The organism is Paenarthrobacter sp. (assembly GCF_031180005.1).
Classification (GTDB): domain Bacteria; phylum Actinomycetota; class Actinomycetes; order Actinomycetales; family Micrococcaceae; genus Arthrobacter.
This window is the reverse complement of sequence record NZ_JAPSHI010000027.1, coordinates 37,784-50,740: the sequence shown is the minus strand read 5'-3', so window position 1 is coordinate 50,740 and position 12,957 is coordinate 37,784. Positions and strand designations below refer to the sequence as shown.

Annotated in this window: 11 protein-coding genes; 9 read left to right on the top strand and 2 right to left on the bottom strand. The window is 61.0% G+C overall.

Features of this window, described 5'->3' with window-relative positions; genetic code table 11:
- Positions 1 to 221 precede the first annotated feature (221 nt).
- Together nadE and RIF72_RS16725 are read right to left on the bottom strand one after the other, a co-directional pair.
- On the bottom strand, positions 222 to 1,043 hold the full coding sequence (gene nadE / locus RIF72_RS16730) for an ammonia-dependent NAD(+) synthetase (protein WP_309075966.1): 822 nt from the start codon (positions 1,041 to 1,043) through the stop codon (positions 222 to 224).
- 67 nt (positions 1,044 to 1,110) lie between these two features.
- On the bottom strand, positions 1,111 to 2,130 hold the full coding sequence (locus RIF72_RS16725; RefSeq protein WP_309075965.1) for a LacI family DNA-binding transcriptional regulator: 1,020 nt from the start codon (positions 2,128 to 2,130) through the stop codon (positions 1,111 to 1,113).
- A gap of 198 nt (positions 2,131 to 2,328) precedes the next feature.
- Between RIF72_RS16725 and RIF72_RS16720 the strand changes: the two genes are divergently transcribed.
- The 9 genes from RIF72_RS16720 (at position 2,329) to RIF72_RS16680 (ending at position 12,921) form a co-directional block, all read left to right on the top strand.
- Positions 2,329 to 3,174: a sugar phosphate isomerase/epimerase family protein gene (locus tag RIF72_RS16720; RefSeq protein WP_309075964.1), complete on the top strand. Its 846-nt coding sequence runs from the start codon at positions 2,329 to 2,331 to the stop codon at positions 3,172 to 3,174.
- Between the two features lie 77 nt (positions 3,175 to 3,251).
- Positions 3,252 to 4,259: a Gfo/Idh/MocA family oxidoreductase gene (locus RIF72_RS16715; RefSeq protein ID WP_309075963.1), complete on the top strand. Its 1,008-nt coding sequence runs from the start codon at positions 3,252 to 3,254 to the stop codon at positions 4,257 to 4,259.
- Between the two features lie 178 nt (positions 4,260 to 4,437).
- Positions 4,438 to 5,976, top strand: coding sequence for an ABC transporter substrate-binding protein (locus RIF72_RS16710; RefSeq protein WP_309075962.1), 1,539 nt, complete (start codon positions 4,438 to 4,440; stop codon positions 5,974 to 5,976).
- A gap of 6 nt (positions 5,977 to 5,982) precedes the next feature.
- On the top strand, positions 5,983 to 6,924 hold the full coding sequence (locus RIF72_RS16705) for an ABC transporter permease (protein WP_309075961.1): 942 nt from the start codon (positions 5,983 to 5,985) through the stop codon (positions 6,922 to 6,924).
- Entirely contained in the window at positions 6,921 to 8,780 is a 1,860-nt protein-coding gene (locus RIF72_RS16700) for a dipeptide/oligopeptide/nickel ABC transporter permease/ATP-binding protein (protein ID WP_309075960.1), read from the top strand. The genes RIF72_RS16705 and RIF72_RS16700 overlap by 4 nt, the downstream gene beginning before the upstream one ends.
- A complete protein-coding gene (locus RIF72_RS16695) occupies positions 8,777 to 9,664 on the top strand; it encodes an ATP-binding cassette domain-containing protein (protein WP_309075959.1) in 888 nt (295 codons plus the stop codon). The genes RIF72_RS16700 and RIF72_RS16695 overlap by 4 nt, the downstream gene beginning before the upstream one ends.
- A 63-nt stretch (positions 9,665 to 9,727) precedes the next feature.
- Complete coding sequence (locus RIF72_RS16690) at positions 9,728 to 10,588, top strand: sugar phosphate isomerase/epimerase (RefSeq protein ID WP_309075958.1); 861 nt, start codon at positions 9,728 to 9,730, stop codon at positions 10,586 to 10,588.
- Positions 10,589 to 10,619: 31 nt separating this feature from the next.
- Complete coding sequence (locus tag RIF72_RS16685; RefSeq protein WP_309075957.1) at positions 10,620 to 11,786, top strand: Gfo/Idh/MocA family oxidoreductase; 1,167 nt, start codon at positions 10,620 to 10,622, stop codon at positions 11,784 to 11,786.
- An 88-nt stretch (positions 11,787 to 11,874) separates the two neighbouring features.
- Positions 11,875 to 12,921 carry a LacI family DNA-binding transcriptional regulator gene (locus tag RIF72_RS16680; RefSeq protein ID WP_309075956.1) on the top strand — a complete coding sequence of 349 codons (1,047 nt, stop codon included), beginning with the start codon at positions 11,875 to 11,877 and terminating at the stop codon, positions 12,919 to 12,921.
- Positions 12,922 to 12,957: the final 36 nt, after the last annotated feature.

Genomic DNA, 12,957 nt, shown 5'->3' with positions numbered 1-12,957 from the left:
AACCCCGGTGACAACACTCTCAAGATCATCGGATCGACAGAGCGACGCAATCATGCCGGGATCAGCAGGCCAGCACACCCATATCCTGCACCAGGAAACAGGCTACGAAAAAGGTAACGAGCGTCGGTTAAAGCACGACGGCGGGCGCGGACTTCCGTGAGGAAGCCGGCACCCGCCGTCGTGCTTGGTCCAGCGGTGGTGGTTGGTCTAAGGGGGCGTAACTATTTCCACCAGGTATCGAAGATGGTGACCGGGACGGTTCGCTTGTGGCGCGTGCGGAGGTACTTCTGCTCGATGAGTTCTGCTGCGCCTTCGGCCACCTCGCGACCCTCGAGGTAGTCGTCGATCTGGTCGTAGGTGATGCCCAGTTCGTCCTCATCGGTGCGTCCGGGCTTGTCGTCCAGGAGGTCTGCCGTGGGAACCTTCTGCCAAAGGCGGGCGGGAGCTCCGAGTTCAGCCAGGACTGCGCGGTTCTGGCGCTTGTTGAGCCCGAACAGGGGAAGGACGTCCGCGCCGCCGTCGCCAAACTTCGTGAAGAAGCCCGTGACGGACTCGGCGCCGTGGTCGGTCCCCACCACCAGGTAATTGTGTTCGCCGGCCAAGGCGTACTGCGCGATCATGCGTGCGCGGGCCTTGGTGTTGCCCTTGTGGAAGTCGGAAATTTCCGCGCCGGTGGTCTTCTCGAACTCTTCCTCGAAACCATCAACCGCGCGGGAGATGTTGAAGGTCCACTCGGTCTTGGCTTTGATGAAGTCCAGGGCTGCCTGGGCGTCGTCTTCGTCGTGCTGGATGCCGTAGGGGAGCCGGACTGCCACGAAGTTCGCCTCAACGCCCTCTGCTTCGAGCTCCTCGACCGCCAGCTGGGCAAGTCGTCCCGCAAGGGTGGAATCCAGACCCCCGGAGATGCCCAGGACGAAGCCCTTGGTGCCCGTCGCCTTCACGTAGTCCTTCAGGAAGGCGACCCGTTTACGGATCTCCTCCGAAGGATCGATCCGGGGCTGGACGCCCATTTCTTCAATGATCTTGGCCTGGAGTTCGCGCATGGTCCAACACTAGTCAGCATGGTTATGGACGCTCAACCATATTGCGCGCGTCCAGACCAAATGTCAGCTAATTGGTTGGGACTGGACCCGTGGAACCGCGGACCGTGAGGTGCGTGGGCATGACGGAACGGCTGCGGTTTCCGCCGCCGGCGAGTGGATTCAGCTGGGCGAGCAACATGGACACTGCCACACGCCCCGCCTGTTCAATGGGCGAGCTCATGGTGGTCAGGGGCGGATTGCAGAAGTCTGCCCCAAAGATGTCGTCGCAGCCCACGATGCTCATGTCCTCCGGCACCCGAAGTCCACGTTCGCGGAGCCGCTGCAGCATGCCGATGGCGATGAGGTCATTGAAGACGATGCATGCAGTGACCCCGCTGTGCACGGCGGCGTCCGCAGCAGCAGCTCCGGACTGGGTCTTGGGAGCGAAGGGCCCGATGCTTCGGACCGCAACCCTGCGTTCCTCAGCGGCTTCTGACAGGGCAATCCAGCGCCGGGCGCTGGACTGGGAAACGGCAGGGCCGGAAACGTAGGCGACAGATGTGTGGCCCAACGAAATCAGGTGGTCCAAAGCCTGGGGCATGGCTGAGGGGGTGTCGATGATGACTGCGGGGACGCCGTCGACGTCGCGGTTAACGGTGACCATCGGCATCCGTGCGGCGGCAGCGGCAAGTGCTTCGTCGTTGAGGCGGGACGCTGCGACAATCACGCCGTCGGCACTTTTCCGCAACTGCTCCAGCGTGCTGGCCTCCACCTCGTCCGATTCCTCCGTATCAACCAGCAACTGCGTATAGCCGGCAGCCTTCAGCTGAAGCTGCGTTCCCCTGATGAGGTCAAAGTAGAACGGGTTGGTGATATCCGGAACCAGAACACCCACGGCGCCTGTCCGGCCGGAGCTGAGCGCTTTCGCTTGGGAATTGGGAGTGTAATTCAGCTCGACGGCGGCAGCCTGGATCCGTTCGCGGGTGCGGATATTGACGCGCTCCGGATTGGCCAGTGCCCTCGAAACGGTGGACGCTGCGACGCCACACAGCGCAGCGATGTCATGGATGGTGGCAGGCCTGCCTGTTGCCATGGGTTGCGTCGCCATGGGCGTTCCTCTCTGAACGTCAAAATCATCCGGCTGTGGCTACTGCCACACCGTTGAACAAGAATGCCACAGCATGGCAGCGCATGGCAATCGGTTGTCAAGAGCGTGCCAAGATGGCTAAACTCGAGGGATAAGACCGCCTGTGAACTGCGTCACCGCGCCTCCGTGTGTCGCTGCAGGACTACCTAGGAGACTTTCGTGACTCAACCCAGTGCCGTGTGGAGCCTGTCCGGTTTCGGCGACGAAGTAGACCCCGATCCCACCGTGCAAGCCGCCGTGCTGTTGGCCCTCGGCGCGAGCCACATTGAAGTCCGCAGCGCATGGGGGACCAACGTTTCGGAGCTCGAGCAGGACGCCGTCCAGCGGCTCAAGGCGATCCTGGATGAGAAGGGCCTCCAGGTTTCAGCTGTTGCGAGCCCCATTGGCAAGGTGGACATCAGCCTTCCTGTGGAGCATGAGGTGACGCGTCTTAGTCAGATCATCTCCGTTGCAAAAACCCTGGAAACAAAATACGTCCGCATCTTCTCCTTCTATCGTGGAGAAGGCCAGAGCCAGGAGGACATCCGTGAGGCCGTCATGGAGCGCATGTCGGCACTGGCCGCAGAGGCTGCAGTGCACGGCGTCGTCCTGCTCCATGAAAATGAAAAGGGCATTTATGGGGACACTCCCGAGCGCGTCCTGGACATCATGCAGACGGTGGACTCTCCGGCGCTTCGGGTGGCGTGGGACAACGCCAATTTCGTCCAAGTAGGCGTCAAGCCCTACACCGAGGGATATGCCATGCTGCGTCCCTACCTTGAATACCTGCAGGTCAAGGACGCGATTGCCACCACGGGTGAAGTGGTTCCTTCCGGTGAGGGCGACGGCGAACTGGACGCGACCATCAGCGCCCTTGTCGCGGACGGTTATACCGGCTTCGCCTCGCTTGAGCCGCACCTGGCCAGTGCCCATGAGCTGGGCGGGTACTCGGGGCCGGTTGCCTTCGGAATCGCGGCGCGTGCCTTTGCAGCCCTCGCTGCCAAGAGTGGCGTTTCCCTGGCCTGACGGCCAGCGCTCAAGGACCCGGCGCTAACGTTCACCGGCACTAACCTTCATCAGCATTAACCTTCAAAGGAGCAGGTATGCCTACAGCGGCAGTTATTGGTTGCGGCGACATCTCGACTATTCACTTTTCGGCTTTGGCCACCATGGACAACGCCGAGTTGGTAGCGGTCTGCGATACCGATCCTGGAAGGCTGGAAGCTGCCTCAGCCGAGCACGGTGTGCCGGGGTACGCGGATTACCTGGACATGCTCCAGAAGGTGCGCCCCGACGTCGTACATATCTGTACGCCGCACCATCTTCATGCTTCAGTTGCCGCTGACTGCCTGGAGCGCGGTGCGAATGTCATCCTGGAGAAGCCGTTGGCCCACACATTGGCGGAGGGACGGCGACTGATTGAGGTTGCGGAGCGAAGCCGCGCGAAAATCGCCGTCTGCTTCCAGAACCGGTACAACGCGACGTCGCAAGCCATGCATGAACTGCTCGACGGCGGCGGGTTGGGCCAGGTGATGGGCGCTTCTGCAACCGTCATGTGGCACCGGGAAGGCAGCTACTACCGCAGCCGCCCATGGCGTGGCACATGGGCGGAGGGCGGCGGCGGCCTCATGATGAACCAGGCCATCCACACGGTTGACCTGCTGCAGTGGCTGGTGGGTGATGTTGCCAAGGTGGAGGGCCACGCGTCCACCCGTTCGCTGGGTGGCGTGATCGAGGTGGAAGACACCGCCGAGTTCGTTGCCGAGCATGTGAACGGCGCGCGGAGTGTCTTTTACGCAACGCTGGCCAACGCGGTGAATGCGCCGGTCACCCTGGACATTGTGACAGAGAAGGCAACACTCAGTCTGCGCGGAGATCTCACGGTGACTTATGCCGACGGCACGGTGGACGTCGTCCCCGAGAGGGTGGCGGAAACGGGGGGAAGATCCTATTGGGGGGTTTCCCACGAACTGCTGATTGCAGATTTCTACAACAAACTGCAGGATGCCGCGCCGTTCTGGATCGGCCCGGCTGAGGCTGGTAAGTCCCTGGCCATTATCAAAGATATTTACGCCCAAAGTTACCCGGAGATGACTGCTCAAGTCCGGTGAGCCCATGGCGCGGGAGAACCCTCTCGTCACTTCTTGGCAACAATCTAAGAAACTTTTGACAATCGGTTGCCAACATTCAATAAAGTCCGTACTGTAAATCCCACACCCAGAAAAATGTGGTGCAGGCCACACCCAAAGCTCTGACTCGCATCAGGCAAAGACTCAGTAGGAGCCGACAATGAAGTTAGGTCCCAAGGCGGCAGCAGCCGCCATCGTACTTAGCGCCTCCCTGGCGCTCACCGCATGTGGCGGCGGGGGTGCCGGAGCCGGAACTGGTTCGACCGCCGGCACTAGCACCGTCACGGCCCTGACGCTGGGAACCCTTCGGGACATCACTTCCTGGGATCCGGCACAGGCCCACGTGGGACACGCTCTCCAGCCCTATCAGGCAGCGTACGACTCCCTGATCCTTCGCGAACCGGACGGCAAACTCAGCCCGATGCTCGCAACGGCATGGAAGTACAACGACACCAACACCAAGCTCACTGTTGACCTCCGGACGGACGTCACCTTCAGCGACGGTGCCAAGTTCGACGCCACTGCTGCCAAGGCCAACCTGGACCACTTCAAGAAGGCCAACGGTCCCCAGATGGCCCAGCTCGGTTCGGTCTCGGATATCGCCGTAGTGGACCAGGACACCATCGACATCAACCTCAGCGCGGCAGAGCCGGCCCTGGAGTACTTCCTGAGCCAGGCTGCCGGCCTCATGGGAAGCCCTGCAGCACTGGGCACCGATGCCATCAAGACCGTTCCCGTAGGCTCGGGCCCCTACGTCATGGACAAGGCAGCTTCCGTGAAGGATTCGCAGACTGTCTTCACCGCCCGGGAAGGCTACTGGAACAAGGACCTCCAGAAGTTCAACAAACTGACGCTAAAGATCCTCACCGATCCGACTGCCCGCACCAACGCGTTGGTGTCCGGCCAGATCGACGCCACGCTGCTGGATCCCAAGAATGGCAAGCAGGCCGAGGGCGCCAGAATGAAGCTTGAAACCAACCAGGTGGACTGGTCCGGCTTGCTGCTCCTTGATCGCGATGGAACCAAGAACCCGGCCTTGGCCAACGTCAAGGTCCGTCAGGCCATCAACCACGCTTTTGATCGGAAGACCATCCTGGACCAGGTCATGCTGGGCCAAGGCACTCCTACCACTCAGCCGTTCGGCAAGGACAGTGGGGCTTGGACCGAGGAGCTGGAGAACTACTACAGCTACGATCCCGGGAAAGCCAAGCAGCTTCTGAAGGACTCCGGCTTCGAGGGCAAGGTCAGCATCGACGTTCCCACCCTTCCCGGTGCTGAAACCCTGATTTCCGTGCTCAAGCAGCAGCTTGCCGATGTGGGAATCACCCTGAACCCGGGCGCGGCAATCACCAACACCTTCACCTCTGACGTTGCTGCCCAGAAGTACCCCGCGCTCTTCTTCAACCTGTTCCAGGGTGAGCCCACGGTGGCAATCGACCAGATCGTCTCCACGAAGGCCCTCTACAACCCGTTCAAGAACACCACTCCAGAGCTGGAGGCCAAGATCGCGGCCGTTCGCACCGGTGGCGGAGATGCGGGCAAGCTGGCCCAGGAAGTCAACAAGTACGTGGTGGAACAAGCCTGGTTCGCTCCGCTGTTCCGCGTGAACCAGATGTACTACCACAACGACAAAGTAAACGTCACGCCGCAGGTTCAGCAGGCCGTTCCGTCCATCTACAACTACTCGCCCGCCAAGTAGGACCCCATGATCAAGTTCATTGCGAAAAGACTGGGCAGTGGTCTGGTGGTGTTGTTCGTCGTCTCGGTCCTCACCTTCACCCTGCTGTACACCTCCAGCGGAAGTATCGCCCAGAACATCCTGGGGGACCAGGCAACACCTGAACAGGTTGCCTTGAAGGAAGAGGAACTGGGACTCGACCAGCCGCTCTTTGTCCGCTACTTCGCCTGGTTGGGCGATGCCCTGACAGGGAACCTTGGAGCCTCCTGGTTCACGTCGGAGCCGGTGGCCAACGCCTTGGCCACCCGCATCCCGGTGACCATGACCATGGTCTTCACCGCAATGATCCTGATCGCCATCTGCGCAGCACTGATCGGTGTTGTCGCAGCCGTGAAGCGCGGCTGGGTGGACAGGGTGGTCCAGATTGGCGCGATCATTGGGGACTCCATCCCCGGATATGTGATCGGCGTGTTCCTGGTAACTATCCTGGCCATCCAGCTCGGCTTCTTCCCCGCCACCAGCACCATCTCTCCGGGAGTGGGTCCGGAGGCTTGGGTCTATTCCATGACACTTCCGGTGATCGCCCTCCTGATCAACGGCGTGACCGGTGGCGCCCAGCAGATCCGCAGCGCCGTGATCAAGCAGCTTGAGCGGGACTACGTGCGGACGCTGCGCAGCCGTGGGATCGGGGAGCGCGAAATTCTCTTCAAGCACGTGCTCCGCAGTGCGGCGCCTGCAGGCCTAACGGTGTTAAGCCTGCAACTGATCGGCATGCTGGGCGGCGTGGTGATCATCGAGCAGATCTTCGCCCTGCCAGGCATGGGTCCGCTGGCGGTCACCGCTACTACCCAAACCGATCTTCCCGTCGTCATGGGAGTGGTGATGTACACCGTGGTGGTGGTCATCGTCGTGAACCTCCTGGTGGACATCCTCAATGGCTGGCTCAACCCGAAAGTTCGTGTGTCATGAGCGACTCCGTAGAAACAGCGGCCATAGCCGCCCCCGTCCCAGCAGGCCAGAGCGGCACTGTGGTCCGCTCCACCGTGATGCGCCGCCTGCTGAAAAACCCCATGGGTATCGCCTCCTTGGCGATCCTGCTGACGATTGCTGCGCTGGCTATCCTTGCGCCTGTGATCGCGCCCTTCGAAGAGAACTTCGCCAACATCTCCAAGACCCTGGCCGCTCCGGATTCGGTCAACATCATGGGCACGGACAGCGCAGGACGCGATACCTGGAGCCGTTTGCTCTTCGGCGCCCAGCTGACCTTGTTGTCCGCGTTGCTGTGCGCTGGTGTGGCCATCGCCATCGGCCTCCCGGCCGGCCTGATCGCCGGGTACTACGCCGGCAAATTCGAAGCCGTCTCCAACTGGGTTGTCAGCATCCTCATGAGCCTGCCAGGCCTGATCGTCCTGCTCACCATCCGCGCAGCGTTCGGCCCTTCAGTATGGATCTCCATGATCGCCTTCGGCATCCTGATCAGTCCGTCCTACTTCCGGCTCACCCGCACCGCAGTACAGTCGGTCCGGAACGAGCTCTACGTGGATGCTGCCAGGGTTTCAGGCCTATCCGATCTGAGCATCATCGCCCGCCATATCTTCTCCGTGGTCCGGGCACCCATCATCATCCAAACCGCAGCAATCGCCGGTGTCGCCATCGCCATCCAGTCCGGACTCGAATTCCTGGGCCTGGGCGATCCCACCAAGGCAACCTGGGGCGTCATGCTCTCCGAGGGCTTCAAGAACGTCTACCTCACCCCGATGCTGCTGCTCTGGCCGGCGTTGGCCATGGCGCTCACCATCGGCGGCTTGGTGCTCCTCGGCAACGCCATCCGCGACGCCTTGGAAGACGGCGAGAAGATCAAGCACCGCAAAAAGGTTGTCTCTGCTGAAAGCACGACGGCGGACGCCGCCAAGGCGCGCCCGTCACGGAAGTCCGTGGCCGCCGTCGAGACCGGAACCGAGCACCATCTGGTCAAGGTGACCAATCTCGGCGTCGGCTATCCGCAGGCTGACGGCTCCATCAAAAAAGTAGTGGACGACGTTTCCTTCCACGTGGACCGCGGCGAAATCCTGGGCATTGTTGGCGAATCGGGTTCGGGTAAGTCCCAGACCGCGTTCTCCATCCTCGGCCTGCTACCGGACAACGCGCGGATTGTGGGCGGTTCCATCCAGTTCGATGGCAACTACACGGTGGCTCCGGGTGAGGACCGCGTCAGCCAGGAGCGGTTGTCCAAGCTGCGCGGCAAGCGGATCTCCTACATTCCGCAGGAACCCATGAGCAATCTGGACCCGGCCTTCACCATCGGCTACCAGCTGGTCACCCCCATGGTCCGTGTCCTGGGAATCTCCAAAGCAGAAGCCCGCCAGCGTGCGCTCAAGCTGCTCACCGACGTCGGCATCACCAACCCGGAACGCACTTTCAACGCTTACCCGCACGAGGTCTCCGGCGGCATGGCCCAGCGCGTGCTGATCGCCGGTGCCATCAGTTGCGAACCGGACCTGGTGATCGCTGACGAACCCACCACCGCCTTGGACGTCACGGTGCAGGCCGACGTGCTGGACCTGCTGCGTGAACTGCAGCAGCGGCTCAACATCGGTGTGATCCTGGTGACCCACAACTTCGGAGTTGTTGCCGATCTTTGCGACCGCGTGGTCGTCATGCAGAACGGTCGACTCGTGGAAGAAGGAACCGTCCGCGAGATCCTCCGCAACCCGAAAGAGCCTTACACTCAGACCCTGCTGGGGTCCATGCTCGAAGGAAAGACCCCCATGACCATGCTTGTGTCCAAGCCTGGATCAGCCGCAGAGAAGGAGCCGGTGGCATGAGTATCCCTTTTGACTCATCGCAGGGGGCACCGCTCCTGTCCGTGGAGAACCTGGTAGTGGAGTACCCCAGCAAAAGGTTCCGGGCCAAGCCTTTCCGGGCGTTGACGGACATCAACATCACCATCGGCCAGGGTGAAACCCTGGGCTTGGTGGGGGAGTCCGGTTCAGGCAAAACCACTCTCGGCCGCGCCGTCCTGGGCCTCGCACCGGTCACTGCAGGAAAAGTGATCTTCGAGGGCAATGACATCAGCAACGCTTCGCGCAAAGAACGCCGCACATTAAGCCGTGACCTCCAAGTGGTGTTCCAGGACCCCTACACCTCGCTGAACCCGGCGTTGGAAATCGGCGACATCCTCGCTGAACCCCTGGGTGTGCAAGGCATGGAGCCCGCAGCCGCCAAGAAACGCGTCAAAGAACTGCTGGACCAAGTGGGCCTGCCGACGGACGCGATCCACCGGTTGCCGCGCGAGTTCAGCGGTGGCCAGCGCCAGCGTGTTGCGATCGCCCGGGCTCTGGCACTGTCACCCAAACTCATCGTCTGCGATGAGCCCGTGAGTGCATTGGACCTCTCCACTCAAGCCCGCGTGCTGGACCTGTTCCTCCAGATCCAGAAGGACACAGGGGTCTCGTACTTGTTCGTCTCGCACGACCTCGATGTGGTGCGGCACATCAGCCACCGCGTGGCTGTCATGTACCACGGCGAAATCGTGGAGCAAGGCCCCGCAGAGGTGGTCACTCGCGATCCCGAACACCCTTATACCCAGCGGCTGCTGCTCGCCTCGCCAGTGCCCGATCCTGACCGGCAGGAACAACGCCGGGCGGACCGCCACCGCTTGCTCGCGAACCAGCGCAGCCAAATCGAACAGCAAGGTGCCGTGGCCTGAACGGCCGGACATCCCATCACTCATCCAGGGTCCGGAAGGGCCCGGAAAACCCCGGAGGAAAAAGTGGCCACAATTGGCGTCCAAGCCATGATGCTGAAGGACAGTTTTGCTGATGTGGGAGCATTCGAAACGCTCCGCAAGGTCAGTGCGATCGGCTACAACGCCGTCGAAATTTCCCAAATTCCCATGACCCCGGAGAACGTGGGCGAACTGGTCCGCTCCCGAGCGGAGTTGGGCATGGACATCGCCGCGCTGTCCGTCAATATAGAAGGCCGCAAGGGAATGCCGGTGGAATCGCTGGCGGACAACTTCGACAAGATCGTGGACGATGCCAAGCGACTGGATACCTCGCTGCTGCGGATCGGCATGCTTCCGTTCGGGGCCATGAAGTCGTTGGATTCGGTGGTTGAATTTGCCAAGCAAGCCAACGGTTATGCCGAGCGTCTGCAGGAACAAGGCATCAGTCTCTACTACCACAACCACCACATTGAGTTCGCCAAGTTCGATGGCAAATACATGCTGGACATCATTGCTGAAAACTCCCCGGCCATGGGCATGGAGATCGACGTCCACTGGGTGCAGCGCGGCGGCTTGGACCCCGTGCGGACCCTTGAAAAGTACGCCGGCAAGACCGCCATGGTGCACCTCAAGGACTACAGGATTGGTCAGATGCCGGCTTCTGCTTTCGGCCTCTTGGAAAAGGGCGATTTCCCGGGATTTATGGCGGAATTCAAGAATGTGGTGCAGTTCGCCGAAGTGGGCGAGGGCAACCTGGACTTCCCGTCGATCATCCCCGCTGCGGTGGAAGCTGGTGCCCGGTACCTCCTGGTGGAGCAGGACGAACTGTATGGGCGGACCGTCTGGGACGCACTACAGACCTCATACGACAACCTGATGGCCATGGGCCACGCCGACCTTTTCTAGATTTCAGATTTCAACACAGGAGATTGCAGTCATGAGCAAGAAAGTACGTCTAGGCATCATAGGCCTGGGCCAGCAAGGCGGCGCTTACGCCAAGTTCATCACGGACGGCTTGGTCCCGAACATGGAAATCGGCGCCATATGCGACATCGATCCCGCCAAGAAGGAACTTGCTGCATCCCAGTACCCGGATGTCCCGTTTTACGACGACTACATCTCGATGCTGGAGAGTGGATCCGTGGACGCGATCGTCACCTGTGTGCCGCACTTCCTGCACCCGGAGATGGGCATCGAAACACTAAAGCGCAACATCCACGCGCTCGTGGAGAAACCTGCCGGCGTCTACACCAAGCAGGTCAAGGAACTCAACGAGTTCGCCGCTTCCAAGCCGGAGCTCTCCTTCGGCATCATGTTTAACCAGCGCAACAACCCGCTTTACAAGAAGCTCAAGGAAATCGTCGATAACGGTGAGATCGGCAAAATCCGGCGCTCCAACTGGATCATCACCAACTGGTGGCGCCCGCAGGGCTACTACAACTCGAGCGAATGGCGCGCTACCTGGGGTGGTGAAGGCGGTGGCGTTTTAGTCAACCAGGCCCCTCACCAGCTGGATCTGTGGCAGTGGATCTGTGGCGTCCCCCAGTCCGTGTACTCGAAGGTGGCGTACGGCTTCCGCCGTGACATCGCCGTCGAGGATGAAGTAACAGCGGTAGTGGACTACGGCGACGGCGCCACGGGCGTTTTCGTGACGGCTACCCACGACATCGTTGGAACCGACAGGTTCGAAATCCTGGGTGACCAGGGGAAGATCGTGGTGGAGGACAGCAAGGTGGCCACTGTCACCCGCCTGGTGAAGCCGGAGCGGGAAATCAGTGATTCGATGGACATGGACGGTGTCCGCAAGCTCTTCATGGGCCAGCTGAACCGCGAGGAGCTGTACAGCAGCGAGGTCATCGAATTCGAGTCTGCCTGGGGCGGCCAGCACGCGGGCGTTCTGGAGAACTTTGCAGCCAACATCCTGGACGGCACGCCTCTGCTTGCTCCAGGCTCGGACGGTATCAATGGCGTCCGCCTGGCCAACGCCATCCACCTTTCCAGCTGGTCCGGCAAGGAAGTTTCGCTGGACTTTGACGAGGACGAGTTCCTCCAGGAGCTCAACAAGCGCATCGCTGAAGAGGGTAAGTTCCCCGAGCGTTCCTAAAGGCGTTCCTCATCAGGGTGGGCCGGTTGCCACAAACAATTGTTGGCAACCGGCCTGTTTTTGTTGCCAAGCGGTCTACGATGGAGCGGTGACTGACGTGACGAACTCCGGAACATCTACTGCCACCACCAAACGTGGGCGGGGGGAGAAGTCCTCTGCCACCATTTACGACATCGCCAAGCTGGCAGGAGTGAATCCGTCTACGGTGTCCCGCGCCTTAAGCAAGCCTGGCAGGGTCAGCGCCAAGACGCAGAAGATCATCGAAGATGCGGCGGCTGAGCTGAACTATCAGGTGAATCCATTCGCACGCGCCCTCCCCACCGGCCGTACCCAAACCATTGGGCTGATCGTCGCGGACATCACCAACCCCACATTCTTTGACATCATCCGCGGTGCTGAAACCACGGGATCCGCCCGCGATTACACGTTGGTCCTGGCCGAATCGGCCGAATCACCGGAGACCGAAATGACAGCTGCCCGGCGGCTCTTGAGCACGGTGGACGGCCTTATCCTGGCCAGCCCGCGCATGGATGACGACCATATTCGCGCTCTGGCAGCGGACAAACCCGTTGCGGTCATCAACCGCGAGGTCCAAGGCGTCCCGTGCGTCGTCCCGGATGTGAACAAGGGCATCAGTGAGGCCGTGAGGAGTTTGGCTGGCCACGGGCACACGAAAGTCGCCTATGTCGCAGGGCCGAAGCAGTCTTGGATGACATCGCGTCGTTGGGACGGCGTCAAGTCAGCGTGCGAATGGTCCAAGCTGAGTTCCGTCAGGTTGGAGTCCTCAAAGCCAACGGTCGACGGCGGCAGGCAAGTTGCGCGCGACGTCCTGGAAAGCGGGGCGACGGCGGTGATCACCTATAACGACCTCCTGGCCATCGGATTGATGCAGGAGTTGCAGGCGGGGGGAATGCGGGTCCCGGACCAGATCAGCATTGTGGGCTTCGACGACATCTTTGGCGCCGATTTCACCACCCCCGCGTTGACCACAGTGCGCTCGCCCTTGGGAGAATGCGGTAATCGCGCTGTCACCATTCTCCTGGACATGCTGCAAGGCCATGATGGGCCGAGGCAGGCTGTAACAGTTGAGACCGAACTCGTGGTGCGAGGATCCAGCGGACGGCTTCTCTCCTAGTCAATTGCAACGGAATGGCAATTTTTGGCAACCGGT